Consider the following 25,846-nt stretch of genomic DNA (forward strand, 5'->3'; position numbering starts at 1 on the left):
TGTTAGGACGGGGTTGGTGTTGGGACGGGGTTGGTGTGGTTGAGGCTAGCCATGGGGCTGGTAAAGATAGAGAGCGCCGCAATTACAACCCCTCGCCATAATGATCACGCCATCGCCACATCTCCGCCAGCACCGTCCGTCCCCTCCCATTCCAGCCCACCCGCCAATGTAGGTAGTTTAACTACCCTCTTTTGCTCGTTTCACCCGCCACCCGCCAATGTAGGTAGTTTAACTACCCTCTTTCGCTCGTTTTCCCAGCCACCCGCCAATGTAGGTAGTTTAACTACCCTCTTTCGCTCATTTTCCCCGCCACCCGCCAATGTAGGTAATCTAATTGCCTTCTTTCGCTCGTTTCCCCCGCCACACACCAATGTAGGTAGTTTAACTACCCTCTTTCGCTCATTTTCCCCGCCGGTCCTTGCAGGGACTAAAGAAACGGCAGGATCGCAGTTTGGCGAAGCGGATGCGGAAGCGGAGGTTAAAGAGTAGACTTCAGGACCGCCCCCACGCCAAAACGCCCCTATCCGGATCCCGGACAGGGGCGCTCTGCAGCGATTACTGTTCTTCCTTGAACTTGAAGCTTCGAGCCATATAGATCACCGGCGTCGAGGCGACGGAGATGACGAATTTGAGCACATAGGTCGTGATCGCGATCTCCCACCAGACATCCCACGGATACTCGCCCGCGAAGGCGATAGAGCAGAATACGAGGGTGTCCACCAATTGGCTGATTCCCGTGCTGCCGTTGTTGCGGATCCACAGTTGGCCGCGGCCGGGGTAGGCCTTCTTGAGTCGGCTGAAGATGCGTACGTCCAGGAACTGGCTGACGAAGTACGCGCACAGACTGCCGAGCACGATCCGAGGGACCATGCCGAAGATCGTCTGCAGCGAATCATGCGCCAGATCGTCGGGAGCCGGCTTGAACACGAGCACCATCTGCATGATGACTAGCGACATGATCATCGTGAAAAAGCCGAACCAGACCGCCTTCTTCGCTTCCTTCTCTCCGTACTTCTCGTTGAGCAAGTCGGTGGTGAGGTAGATGGTGGCGTAGATGGTGTTGCCGAGCGTCATGACGATGCCGAACATCTCGATCGTCTTCACGACCTGAATATTGGCTAGCACCGTTGCCGCCGCGATCCACATGTACAGTCCGTTCTTGCCGAACAGCCGGTAGCAGGCGAGGAACAACGCGAAGTTGACCGCGACGAAGAGGACGCCCCAGAGAAAGTTGAACATGGACAAATGCCTCCTAGTTTTGATAACGCGGGAGTTTGCGAACCGCGGCCTCGTGTCCCGAGGCAATGCCTATCATTATAGCACAGGAACCGATTCCCGCCATACGCCAATATCCGGTTTCGTAGAATCGCACAACAGGCGCCTCGAAAAAAGGAACGCCGCACGATGGACGGCGGTTCGGCTTGCTTATCCGGCTCGCCAAGCGCGTTCAACTGCAGCGTTTCTCCGCTATCCAGCTCCTTGTTCATCGGCCATAGACGTTCTTATGCGGCCGTACACCTAGCGATCGGAATAGAAGGCGCCGGGAGGGCACGCTCGCTATCCCCACCTCGAATGCTAGGCGCTCGCTATCCCCACCTTGCTATCCCCCGTCTCGAAATACTAGGCGTTCGCCATCAACGCCGCGCCGATCGCGCCAGCCTTCGTGCCGAGCGTCGGCGGGACGATCCGGACGCCGCGCCCCATCGAACCGATGACGCGCTCGCCCACCATCTCGCGCATCGGCCCGAGCAGCGGCTCTCCGATGTGCGAAGCGCCGCCGCCGAGGATGATAAGCTCCGGATTCGCAATGTGGATCATGCTTACCAGTCCCGCGCCCAGCGCTCTCCCCGCTTCCCGCAGCACTTCGACGGCCAGCGGATCGCCGTCCTTGGCCGCTTCGCTAGCGTGCCGCGAAGTCATCTTCCCGCCGCCCGCCAGCGCGAGCATCCGGGCGCCGCGTGCCGGATCGGCCTCGGCCGCCGCGGCGGCCGCGCGGCCGATCGCCGTGCCGGAAGCGTACAGCTCCAGGCAGCCGACGTTGCCGCAAGGACACTGCGGTCCGTTCCAGTCGATCGTGATATGGCCCAGCTCGCCCGCGCTAGCCGTGAAGCCGCGTACGAGCTTGCCGCCGCTGACGATGCCGCCGCCGATGCCGGTGGACACGGTGATGAATACGCAGTCCTGCGTCCCGATGCCCGCGCCGGCTTTCCACTCTCCGTAAGCCGCGGCATTGGCATCGTTTTCCACGGTGACCGTGACGCCCAGCAGCCGCTCCAACTCCCGGCCCAGCGGCACGTCCCGCCAGCCGAGGTTCGTGGCGATCTCGATGATCCCGCCGTTCGGATTGAGCGTCCCCGCCGTCGCGACGCCGACCCCCGACAACGCATATCGCTCGCCCAGCAGACCGTTCACGAGCGCGACCATCCGTTTAATGACCTTCTCCGCGCCTTGATCCGCATGCGTCGGCTGCTCATCCGATGCGAGCACGTTTCCCTGCGCGTCGACGATCACCGCGAGCAGTTTGGTTCCGCCGAGGTCGATCCCCGCCAGCACTTTTTCTCTCATCTCTTCATTCTCCTCCGATCAAGGATGGTTCTTCTGCATGCGGCACCCTTTCCCTAGATCTAAATATACGATTGATTATAACATCCTATTAATCCAATCACTTCTATTTACAACCATTCTCGCCCAATCGCGAGCTGGCGGAGAAGCTGCAGTTGACAGAGGGGACGGTAAAGGTCTACCTCAGCCGAACCTACGGAAAGCTCGGCGTCTCCTCTAGAACCCAGGCGCTCAGCCAGGCGCGGGAATTGGTTTGCTGGATTAAGATCGGGCTCTCGCTCCGGCGGGATACGCTGGCGAGGAGAGCCTCTTTTTGACGCGGAATCGAACTTCTGCCGGTCCCGTTTCGTCTACCTACCGAATCGGTTAAGGAATACGACCAGACGAAACGGAGTGAAACCCGATGATCCGTACACACGCACGCAAACTCCTGTTGATCGCCGCTCTGTTCCCTCTTCTACTCGCCGGATGCGGCGGCCGGTCGGGATCGGCGCCGAGCGACTCGGCGCCTCCTGTATCTACCGCTACAGTTGCAGCTACAGCTACACCCATAGCATCGCCCGCATCGACCGATACCCCGGATCCGTCCGCGAGCCCGTCCGCATCCGCGACGCCCGAAGCGACGGCGGGGGACGGCGAAGCATCCCCTTCGCCAGTCGCTGCCTCTTCCGCCCATCCGCGGACGCCCATGACTCAAGTCACCGCGCTGCGGCTCGCCGACGCGAAGACGGGCTGGGCGGGCGGCCTCGGCTGGATCGCGCGAACCGACGATGGCGGCAAGGGCTGGCAATTGCAATATGAAGGCGACGGCGAAGTGAACCAGCTGTTCGCCTTGAACGGCGAAAGGGCATGGGCCACGCTGAAGTCCGGCGATCCCGCGCAGTATATCCTGCTGCATACGACGGATGGCGGCCGCCATTGGACCAAGGTAGGAAAGGCGCCGAACGGCGGCTTCCTGCACTTCATCTCGGATAGCGAAGCCTACAGCGCGAACGCGCGAACGACGGACGGCGGGCGGACGTGGACCAAGCTTCCCGCACCGGCCGGCATCGTAGGCGATGCCTATTACCGCGACAGCCGGAACGGCTGGGCGGTCACGCAGACGAAGGGTCAGTTCAGCTTCGTGCGCACGTCGGACGGCGGACGCACTTGGGTCCAGGCTATGACCCGAACTTGGGAAGGCGAGATCTCCGGCGTCACGATTCGTTCGACGGGCAAGAGCGACGCCTGGATCGAGCTGGACGGCGGGTACGGTATGACGCAGCGTTCCTACTCGCTGTTCCACACGGCCGACGGCGGCAAGCATTGGACGACCGTCATTGCCAAAGGCACCGCGGGAGGCGGCCCGGCGCCGGGCTTCAAGACCGCCGAGGAAGGCGTGCCGAGCAATGCCGGCAACTCCCCGGGCGCGCTATATGTAGTCAATCCGACCGTCGCCTTCATGAGCGGCCAATGCCAAGCCTGCGACAAGTCCAATACGATGGGCCATACGACGAATGGAGGGAAGACTTGGTTGAACGGCAAAGCCGAGTTCGGCGGATATGGCGAGCCCCTCGTCGCGGCGGCGGATGCCAAGCACGTCTGGTGGATCACCACGGACAACAGCGAGCCGTCGGTGATGTACACCTCATCGGACGGCGGCGCACATTGGACGAAGGCGCATACGTTCGACAAGCCGGAAGCGCCGAAATCATAAAACAGCAAGCCCCCTGCCGGTCTCGGCAGAGGGCTTGCTTGTCGTAGGGAAGGGGCGTTAGAGTCCCGCAGAGGCTGCTCTTCGGCGGCGAGCGAACAGGAGCCCCGCGATCCCTAGCAGCACGCCGATGTTGATCGCAAGGTCCGCGAAGTTCATGATGCCTCTGCCGCCGGACCAGGCGATGAAGTCGGTCACCTGATTGAACAGCACGCGATCGATCGCGTTGCCGACCGCGCCGCCCACGAAGAATGCGGCCCCTGTCTGCAGCCAAGCTCCCTCGAGTTGTCCTTTTCGCTTGGCGTACAGCACCCAGATGACGACGGCGATCGCGACCGGCACGAACAGCCGGCCGTAGCCCTCGAAGGAGCTCCCCGCGGCGCCTGTATTCACGATGTGCGTGAAGCGCAAGACACCCGGCCAGACCTCGATCGTATCCCCTAGCGGAAGCTGCGCGCGAATCCAGATCTTGGAGAACTGGTCGACGGCGACGACGAGCAGCGTGACGATATAGAGCAGCATCGTTTAAGCCCCTCGGCGCCGCCTCGATCGAGGCCAAGCGCGTATGGCGCGGAAAGACTGGGGCCGTCCTCCGCCGTGCCGGGTTCCAAGCCCCGGCTGCGACCGTTGTCTCATGCGTATCCCGTCCTTCCTTCAAATGCTTGCAAGAGACGCGCGGGCGATGTCGACCGGTCCACGAGAAAGACGGCTTCGTCGGCCGGCAGCACGCGCAGGCTCGGTTCGGCAAAGTCGCCGTACGCTCTCGGATACTTCATATAACGGATAGCCCGATGGTCCTTCACGAAGATCAGCAGGTTGGCGTCATCCAGGTATCGGATGTCGTCGGGGATCCGATCCATCCGGCGAACGCCCTGAATGGACTTGGGATCCGCGTACGGATGCAGGAGATAGAGCGTATCCCAGTCGAAAGCGGTCATGTCCCGAAGCGAGATACGCTGGCCCGCTTCGGCATGGCTTATCCATCGCTGCAGGTCTGCTTGGTCAAGCTCCTGCGGCTTGTCGGCACGATCGCAGAGCGCCGCGCCTGCGACGGCCGCCAGCACGGCGAGCGACAAGAAGGCGATTTTCCTCTTCCTCATCGGTGCACCTCGAAACTTGCGCCATTGGGATTCTTTCTTCCCTTTTTTACGCCGGGAGATCCGATCGGTTTCAGGCTCGGCTGGCCAGTTCCTGGCAAGCGCACGCTAAACCCGGCTCACTCCAGCCGGAATACCCAGGGACCGCGAATGACGGTCTGTAGCCGTTCGATCTTCATCGAGACCGTCTTTTCCTTCTCCGGCACCGGAAGGTACAGATGCTGCAACGCTCCCGTCGACTCATCGAACTTCATGTCCCCCTCGGCAGGGAACACCATTAGCAGCGATTCGGCCGCGCCGGGATCGTAATGCACGTCGACATCCACCTCCAATAGGTCCTTGACGTTCGCGTCGCCAGGGTGGACGGACAAACGTCGAACCTGCCGTATCGTAACCGGGAATCCTTGGAGATCGAACGTGCGATTCACTTGCATGCTCGCTCCCGCTTTCGGTACAGGAACGGATATTTGATCAGTCCCGGCCGGAGGACGCGACAGGATCATCTCCGGGACCGTTAACGTATATCCGCCCGGTCCGCTGTCCGTTCTCCTATAGTACATCTCATTGGGGTGCGGGAAAAGGGAATCCTGACTCAGCGCCACCGCATCGTTCGATTCGTTCGTCATCCGGGGCGGGTGCCGGTCCCATGGGTACATGCCGTACGACTCGACATGCACCTCCTTCGGAAGTTGCGGCAGGAGCGATACCTTCGTTCGCCCATCCGTCATCTCCTGCGTGACCGCGGTGACGGAAACGCCTTGGCGGACATCCGTTATCCCGAAGTCCTCTACGCGATCGGATCTATCCGCTTCCTCCAGCCGGAGCGGAACAGGTCCCTTCAGGCCCTCGATCAGAATCTCCATGCGCCCGGTCAGCGCAAGTTCCCCGCGGTAATAGAAAATGCCCGTCCAGTCCCGAGCCGACCATGAACGTTGGCTCTCAAAGGGATACATCTCCCCCTTTTCATTGCGGAGGATAAAGCCGTCTATCATCGTAGGCGTCGTACCGCTCAACTCCGCCACTGCTACTCGATCGCCCGCCCGAAAGCCGCGTATCTCCAGCTCTCCACCGTTAAATGCAAGATGGATCGGCTCCCGCAGCACGTACTGCGTCCCTGTCTCCTCCGTGTCTCCTACGACGGCAAAGCCGGGCAAGAACTGAAACGCCTTGCGGAGCTGCGCGCGCACTTCGGGCGAACCGGAGGCGATCGAGACGGCCAGGAAAAGCGCGACCAGAATCGCCAGTGCCGCCGCAATGCGGCGCTTGCGCCGGGAGAACGACCGGCGGCCGGCAGGAACGTCGCCGATGGGGCGTGTCGGAACCCGCTCGTCGTCTGCGTCCTGACCGCTCTCCGGCACGCCGATCCCGAGCTTCGCGAACGCAGCCTCCTTTAGGCGATCAAGCGTGTCGGCATCGAGCGGTATCGCGGCCGATGACTCGATGTCAGAGATCCGTCGGTGAGCTGCGTCTTCGTCCATTTCGTCCGTCAACAACCGCATCTGCATCTCTTCCCGCTTCAGCTCCATGACAACCCCTCCTCCCGCTCCGAATACAGACGAGCCTTCAGCAGCCGGCGAATTCGCCTTAACCGGTTCTCTACAGCTTTGCGGGTCAGTCCCAAATCCCGCGCGATCGTTTCCTGAGATTCGTAATAGAAATAAGCGCGATAGAAAATCGTCCGGTCCAGCGTCGGCAGGCGATCCACCATCCCCCACACTTCATCCATCTCCGCCTTGCGCAGTACCGAACGTTCCGTATCTTCGGACGCCACCGGCTCGGTTCTCCAGTCGATAGGCGCTATACGAGCCTCTCGGATGATGCTGCGCCGGCAATCCAACGCCCGGTATTTGGCGATAATGAGCAGCCACGTCTTCAACGACCCCCGCGAAGCGTCATACTCGCGTATGCGGTGCCAGACGGAGACGAAGACGTCGCTCGCGCATTCCTCGATGTCTTCCTTGTTCCCGCACCCTTGAAGCACCCGCCCGATCAGGCTATATACGTTGGCGCCATAGGCGTCGATGAGCGCCGCCAAGGCGGCGGGCTCGCCCGATCGCAGCCGTTCGGCCCACCGATTATCCGACTCTTCCATCGCCGAGCCCCCTTCCACACCTATTACTACGTCGGCATCGACGGTCATCCCTCAGGGCAACGAAAAAAAAAGAAAACCCGATTCGCCGTCTTCTCGGGAACAGATTTGACGCGAAACTGATCATGCGATAGATATAATAAAATCCGCCCCCTGCCGCCTCGCGGCAAATCAGGGACGGACATCTCGGGCTGCGGGGACCGTTTCCGTCTCCCTTAGAGCCACCAGTAGATCGGGATGCACAGCACGCTCGTGATGATGCCCGACAGACTCATGGCCATGCTGCTAATGCCGGCTTGCGCTTCCGATTCCCGCACCAGCCGGCCCGTCCCGATCCCATGCGCGGCGGTGCCGACGGCCGCGCCGATCGCGAGATCGCCGCGGATCCGCAGCAGCCGCAGCAGCGCGGGACCGAACATGCTGCCGAGCAGGCCGGTCAAGACGGTGAAGACGCCTGCCAACTGCGGCGTACCGCCAAGCTGTCCCGCGATCTCGATGGCGATCGGCGACGTCACCGACTTCGGCAGCATGGACAGCAGAATCTCGCGCGTGCCCCCCAGCAGCCACACGACGAGTCCCGAGGCGGCGATGCCAGCCGCCGACCCGACGGTGACGCCGACGGCGACGGCCTTCAAATGACGGCGCATCGTCTGGATGGCTTTGTACAAAGGTACCGCCAGCGCGACCGTCGTCGGACCGAGGAAAAAGGTGATGAGATCTCCGCCCTTGCGATACTGTTCATAGGGAATATCGCATACGAGCAGCAGGACGATGATGGCTCCTGTCGTCGCGAACAACGGATGCAGCCACCGCCGGCGGCCGTTCAGCCAAAGCGCGGCGACATAGGCTGCGACCGTCAGCGAGACCCCGAAGAGCGGTTGCCCGGCGAATGCCCGAAGCTCATCCATGGCTGTCACCGGCTTCCGCGCCGCGTGCCAGCTTCGCGGTCACCCAGCCTGTCAGCGCCAGGACGATGGCCGTGCTGACGAAGAGGTTGGCGACGATCGGCAGCCACTGCTGCCCGATCTGGCCGAAGTAGACGATGACGCCAACGATCGTTGGCGCGAAGAAGATCAGCATATGCTTGAGCAGGAACTGCGCGGATGCCTCGATCCACGCCAGCTTCACCCAGCCGGCCAGCAGGGAGAGCAAGAGGAGCAGCATGCCGAGCACGTTGCCGGGCAGCGGAATATGCAACAGTTGATGGCCTGCGAGACCCGCTAGGTTAAACAAGAGCAAGATGGCAAATCCCTTCATGGGCGCTTCCCCCCGCCGTTAACGCTAAAATCCGCTCGTTTTAGCTTAACACGGATGGATGCGCTGCGGATGGCTTTTCGCGCTGCCGCTCTCCAAGAGAAATCGGGCGGCAGCCCGCTACGGTGCTATTGGGTGTGGTAGGGATATGGCGACGGCGGAGGGTTACGATTGGGTGTGATGGTACGCCGCGAGGCTGCCAGGTTACTCGTAAGTACGGCGGGGATGCGGGCAACTGTACCGTGACTCTTGGGTATGGCGGATAGGCGACCAGGCTGCTCATTACCCTGGGTGGGGCGGGATGCGGCGAGGTAAGCATGTTCTTTCGGACGTTGTGAGATACAGCGAACTACACCGTTACTCCTGGGCGTGGTGGGAATGCGGCGAGGTAAGCATGTTCTTTCGGACGTTGTGAGATACAGCGAACTACACCGTTACTCTTGGGCGTGGTGGGAATGTGGTGAGGTAAGTATGTTCTTTCGGACGTTGTGAGATACAGCGAACTACACCATTACTCCTGGGCGTGGTGGGATTGCGGCGAGGTAAGCATGTTCTTTCGGACGTTGTGAGATACAGCGAACTACACCGTTACTCCTGGGCGTGGTGGGAATGCGACAATAAGGCGCGTCTAGTCCGATGCGGCTGAAAACCCAATTATGACACCGACCAGCACGGTACCCCAACTCCCAGCGGGAGCGATCATTTAGTTGCAAAAGTACAACTTTTTTAGCAAAATGCGTACAAAAAAGGGATAAAATTGCAAATGTACAACTTATTTCGAGGAAAACTTCTGTTTCAGCGGAATACGTCCGAATAAGTTGTACTTTTACAATTCTTTCGGCTTCAGACGCCCTCTCAGCCAAAATAAGATGTTCAAATACAACTAATTCGACGAAGGCTTGATCCAAATGAGGCGCCAAGGCCTCTTGTCATTCGTCTTTATCGGGCGCAAATGAGGCCCCAACACGCTTGTCGTTCACCTTCATCATGCAAAACTGAGACTCCCCGCCTCACAAAAAGCAGCCGCTTCCAAGCACATGGCCTGGAGCGGCTGCTGATGTTTGTCTGCCGCATCCTTCTTGCGATTAACGGTACCGAACGAGCAGGTCGATCGGATATCGTCCGGCGTTGCGGCCGTACAAGGCGATCCCGCCTTCGTCCGCCTGCAGCTGCAGCTTGAAGCTGCGGCTGCGGTCGAGCTTCGCGGCCAGCCTGCCCGGAACGGACGCTTGGCAGAGGTAGCCGTACGAACCCGCTTCCTCCAGCTTGTTCGCTACCGGCTGGTAGTGCCAAGACAACACGCCGCGGCTGTCGGCCGGATCGTCGGCGAGGACGAACACGCCGATCCGCTCTCCGTCGACCGAGACGTTTACCCGCGCTTCGTGCTTCTCGTCGTCGGTCATGTAATACGTGCTGGGGTTGTATTCCACATTGGCGGAAGCCCCGTGCATCATGCTGATGCCGTGCTGATGGATGTGCTCCCCTTCCACGTTGCGGGCGAGCAGCCGCTTCGCGCTCGCTTCGAACAGAATCTCGATCTCGCCGATGACTTCGTACGCCGACGGCTCGGGAAGCTTCACGTCATAAACGAATTCGCCGGCCTTGCCCCCGCTCGCCTTCGCGCCTTGAATCGAAGACCATTCATGCGCGAACGTATGCGACGCGAACCCGGTAACCGGCACGCTCACGAAGCCGCCATCCGCTTCGTAGACCCCATGTTCCCGTCCGCTGCGCACGTCGAACGTGGTAAAGTTGCGAGTGACGACGCGTCCCGCCTCATCCACTAGCTGTACGCCCAAGACGGCCACGGCATCCTGCGACGGCATGCGTACCGCGAGCGGCGCCAGCGCCGCTACGCCATACCCTTCCCAGGAGACGTCGATCTCGCCGCGCTCGGCGATTTTTCGCGTCCCCAGGTTGTCGTAGCTCAGCTCCCATACGAGGCGAAGCGTCTGTCCGTGGTAACGGTCGGCATAGCTCGAGCGCAGCAGCGCCACCGTCGTTTCCGCACCGGCCTGGACGGTCTGGCACGGCGCGGCGTCGATCACGATGAAGTCGGGCGCATGCAGATCGGAGAGCGTCATGCCCGGCACGAACGCTTCGTATCCGAATTGTTTGTCCGAGCCGTCGAGCCGGTAGTAGCCGTTGAATTCGTTGACGACGTCGCGGAACTCGGTGAACACGAAGCCGCACATCTTGTCGTGGCGGCGGAACTCGTTCAACATGTAGCGGTAATGCCAAGCCAGGTCGCTGTCTCCCGCCCCGCCGTCCACGATGCCCCAGACGTTGCCGCATTCGCTGTTCATGAGCGGCGCGTCGGATTGCCGGTTGCCGCCGATATAGTTTTTGTCCGAGCCGGGGTACGTCATGTCGACGACCTCTTGCAGGTGGCTCCGAACTTCCTCATAGCCGTTGATGTAGAAATGCCACGTGTTGATGTCCGTCTCGACATGGTCCCGGTTGCACGGCGAATTGTCCTCCACGATCCGGGTCGGGTCGAACCGCTTGGCCCAGTGGTAGCGCTCGCGCACCCACTCCTGCGTCTCGGGCAAGTAATCCAACTCTCCGCTAAGGTCGCCCGTCAGCCCGGTTCCCTTGCTGTTGGTCTTGAGTCCCCAAGTCTCGTTGAACATCACCCAAGAGAAGATGGACGGATGGTTGTAGTCCCGTTCGATGATTTCCTGCGCTTCGCGCTCGTACGATGCTCTGGCTTCCTCATCCGGATTGCCCCAGAAGCACGGCATGTCTTCCATGACGAGAATGCCGAGCTTGTCGGCCCAATACAGCTTGCGAGGCTCCTCGGGCTTGATGTGAATCCGCACGAAGTTCAGCCCCAGCCGCTTCATCAAGTAGATCTCGTCGCGCATCTCCTCGTCGGACGGATAAGTGAAGTACCCCGTGGCGTGGAAAGACTGATCGAGCGTGCCGTTCAAGTAGACCGGCTTGCGGTTCAGCGTGATCCAACGGTAATCGCGGTCTCCGAACTTCGCCGTGCCGATCTCGCGAATGCCGAAGTAGGTGCCGACGGCGTCCTCGCCGAATTCGCCGGAGAGCCGAATCTCGCCCTCGTACAGATGCGGCGTCTCCGGGCTCCACAGCTGCGGATCCGCGACGTCGAAGGAGGTCGCGAATTCGTTCTCGCCCGCCGCAAGCGTCAGCTCCGTCTCATGCCGGACCGCGCCGTCCGCGAAGTCGAACCGCAGCTTCGCCTTCCCGGCTTGCCGCGCGTCGAGGCGTCCGGTCACTTCCACCCGCCCGTCGAGCCGGGTCGCGAACTTCGCGTCCCGGACATAGGTTTGCGGCCGCGCCTCGAGCCAGACAGGCTGCCAGATGCCGCGAATCTCGCCGTATCCCTGCTTGCCGCGCGCCTGATGCGTGAGGTCGTTGTCCTCCGCACGGACGACGACCGTATTCGTAGCGTCCGTGAGCCAGACCGGCGTCACTTCGAATTCAAAAGCGCCGTATCCGCCGAGATGCGTGCCGACGTGCGTGCCGTTCACCCATACGTCGCAGGAATAATCGACCGCGCCGAACCGCAGGAAGAGGCGGGAGTCGGCGACGGCCGGCTTCCACTGCAGCTCGCGGCGGTACCAGCCGACGCCCTTCTCGTTCGCGCCGACGCCGGACAGCGGGCTCGCCCAAGAGAATGGCACGGTGATGCGCGCGTCATAAGCGCTCGCCTCTTCATCCTGCCGCGGCTGTCCATGGCCTTCGCCCGCGGGATCGAGCCGGAAAGCCCAAGCGCCGTTCAAGTTCAGCCAATCGGACCGCTGCCAATCGGGACGCGGATATTCGGGACGCGGCAGATTCGTCTCAACGGAAGAAGCGATAGAAGATGACATAGAAGTGAACACGACCTTTCGATAGCTGGATTTGCCCCCATTTTAACACCGTCATTATTCATTTGCAATGTGTATTATAGTTTTACAATACAGTTGATTCGTTGTACACTTAGCTCAATCAGAATGATGAAGCAAAGGAACGAATCCATGAGCGAATCGAAGCAAGAAACGATCCGATATCCCGCCTCCCGCATCGTCGATATCGCCAAAGCGCTGTCCGGCGACGTCCGCGTGCGGATTCTGGAGGCGCTGGGCGACAAGACCATGAGCGTCAGCCAATTGGCCGAAGCCTTGGGCGTCGCGCAGCCGACCGTCTCCATCAACGTGCAGATCCTCGAGCAAGCGGAGCTGGTCGTGTCCACGCAAGGCGCGAACCGCGAGAAGCTCTGCTCCGTGACCTGCCGCTCCATCCTGCTGGAGCTGCCTGCGAAGCCCGGCGAGGGCTTGCACCGGACGGAGGAGATCCATATGCCGATCGGCATGTACTCGCATTGCTCGGTGCAGCCGACCTGCGGCATGGCCGCTCGCGACGGCACGCTCCTCGGCTCCACGGACGACCCTCGCGTCTTCTACATGCCGGAGCGCATCGACGCCGCCCTCCTATGGTTCTCCGGCGCGGGCTATATCGAATACTACTTCGCCAATCCGATGCCGCCAGGCGCCTCGCTGGACGAGCTGCACATCCGGGCGGAACTGTGCTCGGAAGCGCCATCCTTCAAGATGACGTGGCCATCGGACATCACGGTCTCGATCAACGGCCTGCCGGTCGGCACCTGGACGAGCCCGAGCGACTTCGGCGACCGCAAGGGCAAGCTCACGCCGGAGCGGTGGAGGGCCGGCTCCGAATACGGGCGGCTCACCGAGTGGCGCGTAACGGCCGGCGGCAGCCAAGTGAACGGCGAGGCCGCCTCGGGCACGACGATCGGCGAGCTCGGCCTCGCGTTCAACCAGCCGATCCGCGTCCGCTTCGAAGTACGCGAAGACGCCCCGAACGCCAACGGGATGAACCTGTTCGGCGCCGGATTCGGCGATCATCCGCAGGACATCGTCCTGTCGTTCGTGCGCTACCATGAGCAGCCGCAGGCATAAGAAAGACGACTTCCGAATGTTCGAAAGCCGTCCTTGGCAGCGCGGAGCGTCTTGCAGTCGAATAGCCGAAAGCCGTCCTTGGCAGCGCGGAGCGTCTCGCTGCCTATATCCCGTCTTCGCCCCTTGCCGCGAACGGCACGGAACGTGCCGCCTCCGCCGCTAGATCGGTATCCGTCGTCACGTAGGCGGCGCCGGCCTCGATGAACGGCAAGGCGTCCGCTCTCGAATTGACCGTCCACATCGAGACGTCGATCCCCGCGCGCACGCACCGCTTCACGTCCGCGGGGGTCGCCGTCTTATAGTCGTAATCCAGAAACGCCGGCCGGAGCTTCTGCGCCAGCGTCAAGTCATCCGGCGTCGGCGGCCGGGCGGACAAGTATCCCAGCTGCACGTCCGCGTTAATCGCGCGCACTTTCTCCAGATCGCCGGCATTGAAGCAGATGAAGCTGCATTTCTCCATCATGCCGCTAGCTTCGACGATCCGCACCAGCGCAGCCAGATCGGCGTCGCGATGGTACTCCTCGATCTCGACGAACGCGTGCAGGCCGTACGACCTGCAGACGCCCAGCACCTCCTCCAGCGTCGGAACGCGCAGGCCGGGATAATCCGCGATGCGGTTCCCCCCGTCGATGCGCAGCTTCCGAATCTCCTCAAAGGCAAAGTCCTTGGTCCGCCCCGTTCCGTCGGTCATCCGATCGACCGTGCGATCGTGATGAACGATCCAGCGGCCGTCGACCGTGCAATAGGTGTCGCATTCGATGCCCCAGAATCCCGTCCGGCCGGCCAGTTCGAAGGCGGCGATCGTATTCTCGGGCGCTTGCATGCTGTAGCCGCGATGGGCGACGTACTTCACGTTTGGCATAGCTCCTCCTCCCGCCCGGATCGGCTTCATCCTTTGACCGCCCCGAGCATCACGCCTTGATTAAAGTATCGCTGCAGGAACGGAAAAATCAAGAGCAGCGGCAGCGCCGTCAAGACGATGGCCGACATGCGGGCCGCGGGCGTATAATGGTAGGCCACGCTGGAAGCGTTCGAGATCGACGGGTCGTCCTCGACAAGCATCTGTTTGAGAAACACTTGGAGCGGCATCTGATCGTTGTCCAGGTATAGGATCGCCGAGAAATACGTATTCCAATTTTGCGCCAGATAGAACAACGTAAACGTCGCGATCGCCGGGAAGGACAATGGAACGATGATATTGAACAGCAGCCGCCACTCTCCGCTGCCGTCGATTCGGGCGGACTCCTCCAGCTCGATCGGAACCGCTTGGAAAAAGCTGCGCATCACGATCGCGTTAAACGCGGAGACCGCCGAGGTCAGCCATACGGCCCAGAAGCTGTCAAGCAGCCCAAGCGCTTGGACGACCAGGTAGGTCGGAATAATGCCTCCCGAGAAGAGCAAAGTGAAGAAGACGATGAAATGGAGCGTTTTCCTCCCTCGCAGCCACGTCTTCGACAGTCCGTACGCCATGAGCGTCGTCAGCGCGATATTGATCAGCGTCCCCACGACGCTGATCGTGACCGAATTGCGCAGGGCGCTCATGAAGCCGGGATGCGACATTAAGTACAAGTAGCCTTCCAGCGTAAACGTTCGGGGGAGGAGATAGAAGCCGCGCGTCAAGTACTCCGTCTCGGTCGAGAACGAGATGGCCAGCACGTAGAGCATAGGAAACAGCGCCAGCGCCGAGGCCGCCAGAACCAGCCCATAGACGACGATCGCGAACGCGCGGTCCGCTCCGCTCGCGCGTACCCGCATCAGAACACCCCTTCCTGTCCCGTTTGCTTGGCCAGCCGGTTGACGAAAAGGACCATGATCAGGCCCACGATCGATTTGAACAGACCGACTGCCGTGGAGTAGCTATAATCCCCCTGTGTCATCCCGACCTTGTACACGAAGGTCTCGAACACCTCGGACACGCCTTGGTTCATGGAATTCTGAAGCAGAAAGATATGCTCGAAGCCGAGATCCATGACGTGTCCCATCCGAAGAACCAGCAGCACCACGATGACGCTCCGCAGCGCGGGCAAGGCGATATGCCAGAGCATGCGCCAACGGTTCGCGCCGTCGATGGCCGCCGCTTCGTACAAGAGCGGGTCGACGGCGGCCAATGCGGCCAGGAAAATGATCGCGCCCCAACCCGCGCCTTGCCAGACGTTCTGGAGCAGCCAGACCCAGCGGAAGTAGGACGGATCGGTCATCAGTTCGAGCCGCTCGAATCCCCAGCCCGCCAGCAATTGGTTGATGCCGCCCGACCCGGTCGCGAACAGCAGGATCGTAATGCCCACGATGACGACCCAGGAGATGAAGTTGGGCGCGTACAGGATCGTCTGGACCGCGGCCTTGAAGCGCTTCGCCTTGATCTCGTTCAGCAGCAGCGCGACCAGAAGCGGCGCCGGGAAGAAGAACAGCACGTCGAACAGGTTCAGCATGAGCGTGTTGCGGAGCAGCGTTAAGAAGTCGCCTTCGGCGAACAGCCGGTGAAAGTGGCGCAGACCGACCCACTCGCTGCCCCCGATGCCGTCGAACGGACTGTACGCCATGAAGGCGATCGAGATCCCGACCATCGGGATATATTTGAACACGATGAAGAACAACAGTCCCGGCAAGATCATCAAGTAGACGGGAAACGCCCTTTTCCAGTAGCTTTTTGCCATGTCATCCCTCCGCGACTCGCAGGCTGCCGGGTATCGCCGCGTCCCGGGAAGCGCGAGCCGCCCGGAACGTTCGGGCTAACCGATCTTAGGAATGGGCTTTGTAGGCGGCGTTGACTTCCTGAACGATCTGATCCCCGCCGCCGCTCTTCCACTCCGCGATCGCATCATCGATGCTCTCCACCGGTTTTTTGCCCGCGATGATCTCGACGACCGCCTTCAGGAATTTATCGCCCAGCGTCGAGCCTTTCTCGGCGTAGGCCGGGGATGACGGAAGATAACCTTCGGCGACGTTGCGATACGGGTACTTGCGGGCGTCCCCGATCGACTGCTCCATCCCTTGCGCCCATTCCGGCGCGCTCCACTTGTAGATATTGAAAGTGTTGGTATTGCCCCGCAAGATCCAGTTCCACATCAGGCTCTGCCGGCCCTCGCCTTCGGCCTTCAGCGCATCGGTCATCTCGTAGGCGCCGTCCGCGCCCTTCCGGTAATGCACGCCTTCGATGCCGTTCTTGAGGACGTCCTCTCCCTCGGCGGATACCCACCAATCCAGCAGCTCCAGAATGCGATCCCGCTTCTGATCGTCCATATCCTTGCCCAGCACGACCTTGATCTTGCCGCTCGAAGGCGTCGAGTTGCCTCTTGCGCCGCCTTCCCCGATCGGAGGCGACAGCCGCGCGAACTCGGCGTTCGGGGCGATCTTCTGCAGCTCCTGCGTCGTCTGCCTGCTGAATTGATAGTGCATATCCGCGAAGCCGATCTTGCCCTGCGCGTACTTCTCGTTAAAGTTCGTGTTCGTGACGAAGTCCTTGTCGAGCACGCCTTCTTGGTACGCCTTTTGCATGAAGCCGAGATACGCCTTCCATTCCTTGGACTGGGTCTGGGCAGGGATCAGCTCTCCGCCTTCCTCCTTCCAGCCGTTCGCGATCCCGAACGCCGCCTGCAGCTCGGGCATGCCGAGATTCATCGCGTTGCCGAGCGCCGAGAACCCGTACGTATCGGGCTTGCCGTTGCCGTCCGGGTCTTGGGTCGCGAACGCCTTCGCGATCTCATAGAACTTGCCGATCGTGAATTCGTCGTCCTTCGGAAGCGGAATACCGAGCTTGTCCAGCCAATCGGCGCGCGCATAGATCGTATTTTGAGCCGTCTCGTAGATGGGAATGCCGTAGATCTTGCCCTGCGGATTCAGCAGCGCCCACTCCTCGGGCGTCGCGATCTTCTGAAGCGTCGGATATTGGGACAGGTACGGCTGCAGATCCAGGAAGGCGCCCTGGTTCGCCCACTTTAGGAACAATGCGGGACTGTCCAGCCGGATAACGTCGGGCATCTTGCCGGAAGCCGCGATGACGTTCAGTTTCTCGACGAAGTTGGCATTCGGGACCCACTGTATCTGCAAGTCGACGTTAAACTTCTTGTCGATGTACTGAATGATCGGATGATTGTTGTCCGGCCAGCCGCCGCCCTTCCAGGACGCGATGACCATGTCGATCTTGACCTTCTCCGTTTGCGCGCCTTCGCTACCCGCGGGCGAACCGCTCGCTGCGCTTCGATCTTCGTTCTTGTTTGCGCAGCCTGCCGTTACTCCCCAAGCCATACAGACAGCCAGCATCAGTAGAGCCGTTTTTTTCATGCGGACAAGACCACTCCCCGTTATCGTTCGATTTGGAATGCCTTCGGACAGCTTTATTGTAGCGCTGCGGGAGCGGCCGCTTTTTCATTATCTGACGGTCTTTTCGTCCAAAATTACGATGTTGGGTCCGCTCGGCGGGGATAGCGGACGGAGACGACGCTCCCTTCGCCCGGCTTCGAGCGGATCCGCACGCCGTACGGCACCCCGTAATTCAGCACCAGCCTGGCGTGAACGTTGAGGATGCCGACGGACTCTTCCCGGACGAACGGCGCGGGCTCCCGCTCGATGGCGCGCATGCGGGCATTCAGCGATTGCAGCGCCTCTTCCGGGAAGCCGTTCCCGTCGTCGGCCACCTCGAGGAGGAGATCTCCGCCCTCTTCGTACGCCTGAATGCGAATGCCGGCGTTTCCGTTCTTCGGCTCGACCGCGTACTTCACGCTGTTCTCTACGATAGGCTGCAGCGTGAGCTTGATCACGAGCCAATCCATGTTGGCCTCATCCACCGCGATTTCGCTCTCGAACTTGTTCAGGAAACGGATCCGGACGATGTTCAAATAATCCCGCAGATTGCGCAGCTCTTCCCGGAGAGGCACCTCCGATCCGGGCATCTTGGAGGCGTAGCGGTACACGCTGGCCAGATTGGCCGCCATCTTCTCGATGCTCGGCACCTTCTCGATGAAGGCGATGCTCTTGATGATCTCCAGCGTATTGTAGAGCAGATGGGGGTTGATCTGATTCTGAAGCGCCTGGATATGCGCGTCGCGCTGCATCAACTGGAGGCTCATCTCGTTCAGCTGCAGGTCGCGGACGGTATGCATCAGCTCCGACAGTCTGGCGGTCATGCGATTGAAGCTCCCGTTCAAGTGCTGGATCTCGTCGCGGCCCGGGATCGCTTCGGCGCGAACGGTCAGGTCGCCTTGTTCCACCCGCTTCATCAATCCGCTCAAGCGGATGACGGGTCGGACGGCGCGGCTGATCATGCGGGGGATGATCAATAGGGACAGGAGAATCATCCCCGCCATCAGGAATAACGTGAACTTGCGGGCGACCGCGAGCCCCGTCGCGAGCTCGTTCAGCGGCACGTAAGCGACGATGCGCCAGCCGGTCGCATCCGAGCGGTCGTTGGAGGTGAGGATTCGGGCGCCATTCAGCCGAACGAGATCGTTACGTTCAGTCAGCCGGATCTCCCGCAGCGGCGTATCCGCCAGCGCTCTCCCCACCCAGCGGAGATCCGGATGATAGACGACGCCCCCTTCGGCGTCGACGATGAAGAAATAGCCCGTCTCTCCGAGACGGGCCTGACCGAGGATGCTCTGAACCTCGGAGATCGACAGGGCGAGATACAGATTGCCGGCCAGCTTGAGCGTGTTCGGGTCGAAGACGGGAATCACCAGCGCGATAAACGGATATGCGGCAGCCTTGCCCTCGACGTCGCGGCTGTAGTAGGAAGGCACGACCTGGAGCGTACGGGATAGGGGAGCGGTCAGCCAGGGCGCCGAAGCGTTCATGGGCGGGCTTATCTCGTTGTCCTTCGAATAGACGAGCCGATCGTCGAGCGATCGCAGCACGATCCCGAGAATATGGGAATCGTTGATGGCGATGTATCGGGACAGGATGCCCTCGACGAGCGCCTGCTGCTCCCGGCTGAACAGACCGCCGTTTTTCAGCCACTCCTGGATCATCCCGCTCTCCGGATTGCTGCCGAGCAGCGGGTTGGTCGGCAGCGGGCCGGCGATCGAAGCGTAGGTGGATTGGGCCATTTGTCCGAAGTAGCGATCCAACTGATGATTGATGCGGGACGTGGAGTCTTGGGCGATGAGGTAAAAGTCGTTCTTCGCCGATTCGGTATAGGAATAAGAAGTCAAGAGCCCCATCAAGACGATCGACGACAGGCTGATCGCGAGCGCCAGGACAAGGATCTTGGTCTTGATTGAGAAGCGGTAGTGCCATCCGCGCCCGTTCATGGGTTCATCCTCTTCTTGTATTCCAGCGGAGAGAGGTCGATCGACGCTTTGAAGACGCGCGTGAAATAGGAGGTGGAGGCGAATCCGGTCATCTCCGCGATCTCGCCTACCGAATAGGAGGTGGAGCGCAGCAGCTTTTTGGCTTCGTCTACGCGCAGCCGATTGACGTAGCCCACGAGCGATTGGCCGGCGTGCTTCTTGAACAAGGCGCTGAAGTGAGACACGCTGAAGTTCGTGCGTGCGGCCATCTCGGTTAGCGTGATTTCTTCCTTGAAGTGGGCCTGGATGTAGCGGCAAGACCGTTCGATGGCTTCCGGCGTGCTGGCGATGGCGGGACCGGGCTGGTTCAAATACCATCTCTCCAACAACGCCTGGAAATGAAGGGCAATCGTCCCGTCATCCGAACGGTCGGCGGGCGGGCTGGACGAATAGGCGATCCCGGACTCGTTCAACAGCGTCTTGAGCTTGTCCTCGAACAGGCGGAGCAAGATCGCGCGGGCGTTCCGGTTCAAGCGGTTCAAGCGCAGCACCGATTGGAGCAGTTCGTCCTGCTTGCGCATCAGGTCTTTGGGCGCGAGCCCCCATCCGTTGTCGAGCAGCGCCTGGAACTTCAAGAGATACGCGTTCAGCTCCTTGAGCGACGCGATCTTCTCCTTCGCGCGCTGCAGCGCTTGCTTAAGCGTGTCGAATTCAACCGGTTTCAGCAAATATTCGGAGACCCCATGGACCATCGCTTGCTGCGCGTATTGAAAGTTATCGTAACCGCTGACGATGACGGATACGAGCGGCGTACGCTGCTCCTCGATCCGCCGGATCAGCGACAGCCCGTCCAGCTCCGGCATCATGATATCGGTGATGAGCAGCATCGGCCATACTTCCTGGATCAGGGTCCAGGCCTCTTCCCCGTTGCTGCAAGCGCCGACGACTTCGAACTCCTCCCCCGCCGCCTTTACCATCTCGACGATTCCTCTCAACACCCAAGGCTCGTTCTCTGCTACCAATACGGTGTACATGATGCCGATGGACCTCCCTCCGCGGTGGTTCATGCCGTTGCCTAGCAGGCTGGCACCGCGGGCGGATTCGGGTCCCGGCATCAGCCTGCCTTTTTCTCATCCGATTCAAGGGGGCAATTCCCCTACAGTGTAAACGCATGCGCAGGCACGAGCAATCACCCAATCTATTGAAATTATAGTGAAGGCTTCGAAGCCCCGCTATCGACTCGTGTTAACGGATCGTTAAATCTGCGTAAGCCGCGCGATAACGGATTGGCGGATGGCAATTGTCGGGGCGCAAAAAGACAAGTGCCGTCACCCTAAGGTGACAGCACTTGGCACTTGCATGCGGGATGGATTAGGATGGATATAGCACGGAGTCCGGGATGCTAGTTGCGACTAGCACAACTGCGGATAGCGACTTTCGGATAGGGACTTGCGGACAGTAACAAGCGGACAGCAACATGCGATAGTGACTTGCGATAGTGACTTGCGACAGTGACTTGCGATTAGCGACTCGAGATTAGCGGCTTGTAGCCCCCAACCGGCTTACCCGGCGACGACAGAAGCAGCGCCATAGACGACGGGGAAGTGCTCCCCCTGCAAAATGTCGCCCTTGTTCACCGTCACGTAGGAGATCATCGGGTGATTGTTGGTCGGTTCGTATCGGGTATGGCCCGGCATATAGTGAACCGCGATCGCCCGGCGTTTCAGCTCCGAGCGGTTGTGCGGGCTGCCGTGCCAGGTCAGGCTGTGGTGGTAGCCCACCTGCCCCTTCTTGATCTCGAACGGCACGGCTTCCACGACGGCGCCCTCGGGCAGCAGCTCGGGCTGGCGATGGTACGGCTTGAAGTCCGGCGTGCTGGCCAGATACCGCTGATGGTCGCCCCACTTGTGGCTGCCCGGCACCATCCACATGCACCCGTTCTCGATGACGGCGTCGTCGAGCGCGACCCAGGCGCTGACGAGGTCGGCGGGCTGGATGACCGGCCAGAGCGGATGATCCTGATGCCAGCCCGTCGGGCCGCCGGACACGGGCGGTTTGTATTGGATCTGGTCGTGCCAGATCCGCAGCGTATCGGTCTTGCACAGCTGGGCGATCTCCTCCGTGATGACGGGGTGGGCGGCGTGCTTCAAGTACAGGTCGCTCGCCATCCAGATGTTGACGATCTGCACGACCTTCTCGTTGACGCTCATCTTCATGTCCTTGTATAGCGAATCGCTATCGCCGCCGAGCATGTTGTGGTTCAGCACCGGCCGCTTGACGGACTTGCCCTCCATGACGAGGTCCAGTTCTTCCCGAAGTCGTTCCACTTCCCCTTCGCTTAACACGATATCCCCTTTCAGAAACCCGTTCCGTTCGAATTCGGCCAGCTGCTGCGCGTTCAACATGGGGGTTGCACCTCTCCTCTAAGCTTTATATGATGGGGTTGATAGCTTCATTGTACGGAAGGTTCGACCCCTTGTATTTCCCGAAACGCAACATTCGTTTGCGTAATTCTAAGCATTCCTTTGCAGAAAAAATAGTTCGCTACAGATCGGACAATCTACGACTCGCGGAGAAAGAGGGATCCCCTTGCGCATCGGCACTCTGGACGCCATCGCCCCCACCGTGAACTTCGCCAGCCGGGCGACCGCGCCGGCCGGCAGCAACTTCGGCATCCGCGTCATCCCGGACTGCCAGCTCTTCTATGTCGTCTCGGGAAGGGCCGAACTCCGACTCGCCGGGCAATCTCATCCGATACGGGACGGCGAATGCGTCTACTACGGTCCGGAACGCGCGACTCGGCTGTCGGTTCTGGAGTCTACGGACTATTTCAGCCTTCATTTTCACTGGCATCATCCTTCGCCCGCCCCCGTTCATCCTGCCCATGGCATCCGGGAGGCATCGCCGCGATCGCTGGACGAGGGCAGTCCGACGTCCACGACGCTCGACCTCCCGCCCTTCGGGGAAGTCGCGATCCCGACGCTCCTCAGCGTATCGGGATTGGAACCGATCCTCGCCCGCATGGTGAAGGAATATGAGCTGGAGCAACCGGGCTGCGCGATCGCCCTTCGCGCCCTCATGATGCAGGCCGTCGCCGTCCTGGTCCGGCAGCTGCTCGGCAGTCGCCCTCCGGCGGGCGCCGCTAGCCGCATCGAGCCCGCGATCGCGGCCATGCAGGCTGAGCCGGCGCGCGGCTGGACGGTTGCGCAGCTGGCGGCGCTGTGCGGCTACCACCCGATCCATTTCGCGAAGCTGTTCAAGGAGGAGATCGGCCTGCCGCCCAAGCCCTACCTCATCGGCGAGCGCATCAAGCAGGCCAAACGGGCGCTGCTCCAAGGCGTGAAGGTCGAAGCGATCTCGGAGCGCCTCGGCTACGCCAGCATCCATCACTTCAGCCACCAGTTCAAGCAGGTGACGGGCCTCACCCCTACGCAGTTCCGGCTGCAAGGCTCGTCATTCGAATAACGCAGCACATACGACAAGAGCTATCCTTCGGTCATCTAAGGATGACATCGGGATAGCTCTTGCGCTTGTGCTTGTCATGCGCTTGAGCCTACTTTTGTGCTTATGCTTACGTTTGCGTTTGCGCTCCTCTTTCTAGACAGCCGCTGTTGCGATACTCTCTTTGGAAATCGCAATCTCTCCGTCCTGCGAGAATGCTTCAACGCGTTCTCGGCCTTGCGAGACCGCTGTAACGATACTTTTTATCGTTACAGCTCGGTTTCGGGCTTGCGAGACCGCTGTAACGATACTTTTTATCGTTACAGCTCGGTTTCGGCCTTGCGAGGCCGCTGTAACGATACTTTTTATCGTTACAGCTCGGTTTCGGCCTTGCGAGACCGCTGTAACGATACTTTTTATCGTTACAGCTCGGTTTCGGCCTTGCGAGGCCGCTGTAACGATACTTTTTATCGTTACAGCTCGGTATCGGGCTTGCGAGACCGCTGTAACGGTACTTTTTATCGTTACAGCTCGGTTTCTGTCTTGCGAGGCCGCTGTAACGATACTTTTTATCGTTACAGCTCGGTTTCTGTCTTGCGAGGCCGCTGTAACGATACTTTTTATCGTTACAGATCGGTTTCTGTCTTGCGAGACCGCTGTATCGATACTTTTTATCGTTGCAACGCGCTCTTGCGCACGCCCGTTACAGACATCGGGGCGGATCTCCCGGATTCGTCCGGGGCGCGGGTGACCGGGAGCTTGTCTTTCCCGACTACTTCGGCAATTCCATGTTCAATACGCTCGGCAATCTTCACGTCAACCCCCGCAGCGGCTTGCCGTTCATCGACTTCGAACCGGGCGGCACGCTGCAACTGACGGGGGAGGCGGAGGTCCTATGGGGCGAGGAGGGGATCGCGGACTGTCCGGCAGCGGTCTGGTGCGCTTCAAGCTGAAGGAAGCCGTGGAGATCGCCTACGATCGCGCGACGCTTGGAGGCTCGTCAGCTATTCCCCGCACAACCCGCCTCGAAGCAGTTCGGCTAATTGAAAAGTCGCACGGCACCTTCGACCGCAAGGCCATTTCCGCCATTCCGCCATTCCGCCTCACCAATTTTGACTCACCAATTTTGACTCACCAATTTTGCCACATCAAATTTGACTCACCAGCTTTACTTCACCAAATTGCCTCACCGGCTTTGCTCCACCAGCCCTCCGCAAAATGGATCACCAGCTTTACTTCACCAAATTACCTCACCGGCTTTGCTCCACCAGCCCTCCGCATAATGGATCACCAGCTTTAACTTCACCAAATTTGCCTCATCGGCTTTGCTCTCCAGCCCTCCGCAAAATGGATCACCAACTCAGATCACCAGCTTCGCGGCTCCGCCATTCTAACCTCGCCAACTAGCTTTTCCAATCTGAAAAGCCCACGTTTGCCCCGAGTCCACCTTTAAGCACACCTTGCTTCAAAACGCAACAAAGCCCGCTCCCGGAAATCAAATCCGTTAGCGGGCTCGTCTGCTTCAAAATAAATCGGAAGTACCTTCCCTACACCTTCGCTACTTCCGTCTGCAGACGGTTCTCCATGAGCAGCTTCATCTCCCGCAGCAGATCGACGGAGGCGTCGATCTCCACCTTGCGCGTGGATACGCTCTCTACGCTGCAGCCGATCGGAATTCCCTTCTCCAGGCCGAATTCGAACAGCTCCTCGAAGATCTTGCGCGAGAGCCGCACGGACCGGTCGAGAATATCGTTGCAGTAAGTCAGCTCGTTCTCTAGCCATCTCGGGATGCTGATGCCGAGCCACTTCATGAACGCCAGCGTCTTCTGCGAGCCGCACGGCGCCAGGTTGAACAGGATCGGCACCATCGGGATGCCGTGTTCCCGGCAGTGATAGTAGTAGTCGGACAGGAAGTTCTTTGAAGCTTCCACGTCGTACGCGGCCTGGGAGATGAAGAAGGCGCAGCCGCTCTCCTGCTTGCTCGCGGCCCGCAGATGCTCGTCTCCCTTGCTCTCGTGACGCTCGGGGATGACGACGCCCCCGACCTGCAGCCGTCCGTTCAGTTCGGCGCCGAGGCGATAAGCCTCCGGCAACCGCATCGTGACGGCCTGCCTGCTGGAGGAAGCGCCGACGAACACCGAGAACCGGTCCTTCCCCTCGTCCGCCCGAATCCAATCCGCGAGCTCTTCCTTCGACTGCTTGCCCACGACCTTGTAGATAATCTTGGCCGCGTCCAGCGCCTGAAGGTAATCCTTGCTGTATCGGGTCGGATCCACCGTCGCCAGGTAAGGGAACGGCCGATCCTCGTCGATGCGGTCCGCTTCGTCCTGCACGTCGTACAGGATAAGCCCATCGATCGCGCAATTCCGCAGGCGATCGACCTGCTTCTGCGCGATCTCCGCGATCTTGTCTTCCGTATGGGTCGCTTTGGGCGGCGTAATGCCGTATGTCAAAATGCCGGGCTCCCGGCGCGCGATCTTCTGTCTCAGCATGAAGCGTTCTCCTCAACTCTTCGTCGTTTATACCCCAGTTTACCACTTTGGGAGGGCGGATTG

The 25,846-nt window shown here is 60.4% G+C and carries 23 protein-coding genes and 1 pseudogene; 6 read left to right on the plus strand and 18 right to left on the minus strand.

Translation table 11 applies throughout. From position 1 onward, the window contains the following. Window positions 1–555 precede the first annotated feature (555 nt). Window positions 556–1,239, minus strand: coding sequence for a queuosine precursor transporter (locus H7C19_RS27405; protein WP_185672281.1), 684 nt, complete (start codon window positions 1,237–1,239; stop codon window positions 556–558). A gap of 381 nt (window positions 1,240–1,620) precedes the next feature. After that, the gene (locus H7C19_RS27410; protein ID WP_185672282.1) at window positions 1,621–2,565 is read right to left on the minus strand and encodes an ROK family protein; all 945 of its coding nucleotides are present in this window, start codon (window positions 2,563–2,565) and stop codon (window positions 1,621–1,623) included. A 125-nt stretch (window positions 2,566–2,690) separates the two neighbouring features. Between H7C19_RS27410 and H7C19_RS27415 the strand changes: the two are divergent. Then, a pseudogene (locus H7C19_RS27415) lies at window positions 2,691–2,879 on the plus strand (response regulator transcription factor); the annotation flags it as partial. A 371-nt stretch (window positions 2,880–3,250) separates the two neighbouring features. Next, a complete protein-coding gene (locus H7C19_RS27420) occupies window positions 3,251–4,258 on the plus strand; it encodes a WD40/YVTN/BNR-like repeat-containing protein (RefSeq protein ID WP_185672283.1) in 1,008 nt (335 codons plus the stop codon). Between the two features lie 57 nt (window positions 4,259–4,315). Here H7C19_RS27420 and lspA read toward each other — a convergent pair whose 3' ends face one another. The 8 genes from lspA to H7C19_RS27455 all read right to left on the minus strand — a co-directional run bounded on the left by lspA (window position 4,316) and on the right by H7C19_RS27455 (window position 12,537). Beyond that, the gene (gene lspA, locus H7C19_RS27425; protein WP_185672284.1) at window positions 4,316–4,777 is read right to left on the minus strand and encodes a signal peptidase II; all 462 of its coding nucleotides are present in this window, start codon (window positions 4,775–4,777) and stop codon (window positions 4,316–4,318) included. Between the two features lie 110 nt (window positions 4,778–4,887). Further along, window positions 4,888–5,355 (minus strand): hypothetical protein, encoded by a 468-nt coding sequence (locus H7C19_RS27430; RefSeq protein WP_185672285.1) that lies wholly within the window; start codon window positions 5,353–5,355, stop codon window positions 4,888–4,890. Window positions 5,356–5,471: 116 nt separating this feature from the next. Continuing rightward, window positions 5,472–6,878, minus strand: a complete 1,407-nt coding sequence (locus tag H7C19_RS27435) for a hypothetical protein (RefSeq protein ID WP_185672286.1) — start codon at window positions 6,876–6,878, stop codon at window positions 5,472–5,474. Further along, entirely contained in the window at window positions 6,869–7,444 is a 576-nt protein-coding gene (locus H7C19_RS27440) for a sigma-70 family RNA polymerase sigma factor (protein WP_185672287.1), read from the minus strand. The genes H7C19_RS27435 and H7C19_RS27440 overlap by 10 nt, the downstream gene beginning before the upstream one ends. 212 nt (window positions 7,445–7,656) lie before the next feature. Next, a complete protein-coding gene (locus H7C19_RS27445; protein ID WP_185672288.1) occupies window positions 7,657–8,349 on the minus strand; it encodes an LrgB family protein in 693 nt (230 codons plus the stop codon). Continuing rightward, complete coding sequence (locus H7C19_RS27450) at window positions 8,342–8,698, minus strand: CidA/LrgA family protein (RefSeq protein WP_185672289.1); 357 nt, start codon at window positions 8,696–8,698, stop codon at window positions 8,342–8,344. Before H7C19_RS27450 ends, H7C19_RS27445 begins: the two co-directional genes overlap by 8 nt. A 500-nt stretch (window positions 8,699–9,198) precedes the next feature. Then, complete coding sequence (locus H7C19_RS34475) at window positions 9,199–9,603, minus strand: hypothetical protein (RefSeq protein WP_221469510.1); 405 nt, start codon at window positions 9,601–9,603, stop codon at window positions 9,199–9,201. 177 nt (window positions 9,604–9,780) lie between these two features. After that, window positions 9,781–12,537, minus strand: coding sequence for a glycoside hydrolase family 2 protein (locus tag H7C19_RS27455; protein ID WP_185672290.1), 2,757 nt, complete (start codon window positions 12,535–12,537; stop codon window positions 9,781–9,783). Between the two features lie 147 nt (window positions 12,538–12,684). On the opposite strand from H7C19_RS27455, the gene H7C19_RS27460 reads away from it, so the two are divergent. Next, on the plus strand, window positions 12,685–13,626 hold the full coding sequence (locus tag H7C19_RS27460; RefSeq protein ID WP_185672291.1) for an ArsR/SmtB family transcription factor: 942 nt from the start codon (window positions 12,685–12,687) through the stop codon (window positions 13,624–13,626). A gap of 103 nt (window positions 13,627–13,729) precedes the next feature. On the opposite strand, the gene H7C19_RS27465 is transcribed toward H7C19_RS27460, so the two are convergent. From H7C19_RS27465 to H7C19_RS27495, 7 genes are all read right to left on the minus strand, one after another. Beyond that, window positions 13,730–14,488: a glycerophosphodiester phosphodiesterase gene (locus H7C19_RS27465; protein WP_185672292.1), complete on the minus strand. Its 759-nt coding sequence runs from the start codon at window positions 14,486–14,488 to the stop codon at window positions 13,730–13,732. 26 nt (window positions 14,489–14,514) lie between these two features. Further along, complete coding sequence (locus tag H7C19_RS27470; RefSeq protein WP_185672293.1) at window positions 14,515–15,381, minus strand: carbohydrate ABC transporter permease; 867 nt, start codon at window positions 15,379–15,381, stop codon at window positions 14,515–14,517. Further along, window positions 15,381–16,280: an ABC transporter permease gene (locus tag H7C19_RS27475; RefSeq protein WP_185672294.1), complete on the minus strand. Its 900-nt coding sequence runs from the start codon at window positions 16,278–16,280 to the stop codon at window positions 15,381–15,383. The genes H7C19_RS27470 and H7C19_RS27475 overlap by 1 nt, the downstream gene beginning before the upstream one ends. An 85-nt stretch (window positions 16,281–16,365) precedes the next feature. Next, window positions 16,366–17,907 (minus strand): extracellular solute-binding protein, encoded by a 1,542-nt coding sequence (locus H7C19_RS27480; protein ID WP_185672295.1) that lies wholly within the window; start codon window positions 17,905–17,907, stop codon window positions 16,366–16,368. Between the two features lie 113 nt (window positions 17,908–18,020). Then, complete coding sequence (locus tag H7C19_RS27485; RefSeq protein ID WP_185672296.1) at window positions 18,021–19,871, minus strand: cache domain-containing sensor histidine kinase; 1,851 nt, start codon at window positions 19,869–19,871, stop codon at window positions 18,021–18,023. Continuing rightward, window positions 19,868–20,965: a response regulator gene (locus H7C19_RS27490; protein ID WP_185672297.1), complete on the minus strand. Its 1,098-nt coding sequence runs from the start codon at window positions 20,963–20,965 to the stop codon at window positions 19,868–19,870. The genes H7C19_RS27485 and H7C19_RS27490 overlap by 4 nt, the downstream gene beginning before the upstream one ends. A gap of 447 nt (window positions 20,966–21,412) precedes the next feature. Next, window positions 21,413–22,255, minus strand: coding sequence for a phytanoyl-CoA dioxygenase family protein (locus H7C19_RS27495; RefSeq protein WP_185672298.1), 843 nt, complete (start codon window positions 22,253–22,255; stop codon window positions 21,413–21,415). A gap of 184 nt (window positions 22,256–22,439) precedes the next feature. Here H7C19_RS27495 and H7C19_RS27500 point away from each other — a divergent pair, with 184 nt between their 5' ends. The 3 genes from H7C19_RS27500 (at window position 22,440) to H7C19_RS27510 (ending at window position 24,591) form a co-directional block, all read left to right on the plus strand. After that, entirely contained in the window at window positions 22,440–23,315 is an 876-nt protein-coding gene (locus H7C19_RS27500) for an AraC family transcriptional regulator (protein WP_185672299.1), read from the plus strand. A gap of 653 nt (window positions 23,316–23,968) precedes the next feature. Then, window positions 23,969–24,244 (plus strand): pyridoxamine 5'-phosphate oxidase family protein, encoded by a 276-nt coding sequence (locus H7C19_RS27505; RefSeq protein ID WP_221469511.1) that lies wholly within the window; start codon window positions 23,969–23,971, stop codon window positions 24,242–24,244. Beyond that, on the plus strand, window positions 24,229–24,591 hold the full coding sequence (locus H7C19_RS27510; protein ID WP_221469512.1) for a hypothetical protein: 363 nt from the start codon (window positions 24,229–24,231) through the stop codon (window positions 24,589–24,591). Before H7C19_RS27505 ends, H7C19_RS27510 begins: the two co-directional genes overlap by 16 nt. 247 nt (window positions 24,592–24,838) lie before the next feature. Here H7C19_RS27510 and H7C19_RS27515 read toward each other — a convergent pair whose 3' ends face one another. Further along, window positions 24,839–25,783 carry a methylenetetrahydrofolate reductase gene (locus H7C19_RS27515; protein WP_185672301.1) on the minus strand — a complete coding sequence of 315 codons (945 nt, stop codon included), beginning with the start codon at window positions 25,781–25,783 and terminating at the stop codon, window positions 24,839–24,841. Window positions 25,784–25,846 lie beyond the last annotated feature (63 nt).

The organism is Cohnella nanjingensis, from assembly GCF_014212125.1.
Lineage (GTDB): Bacteria > Bacillota > Bacilli > Paenibacillales > Paenibacillaceae > Cohnella > Cohnella nanjingensis.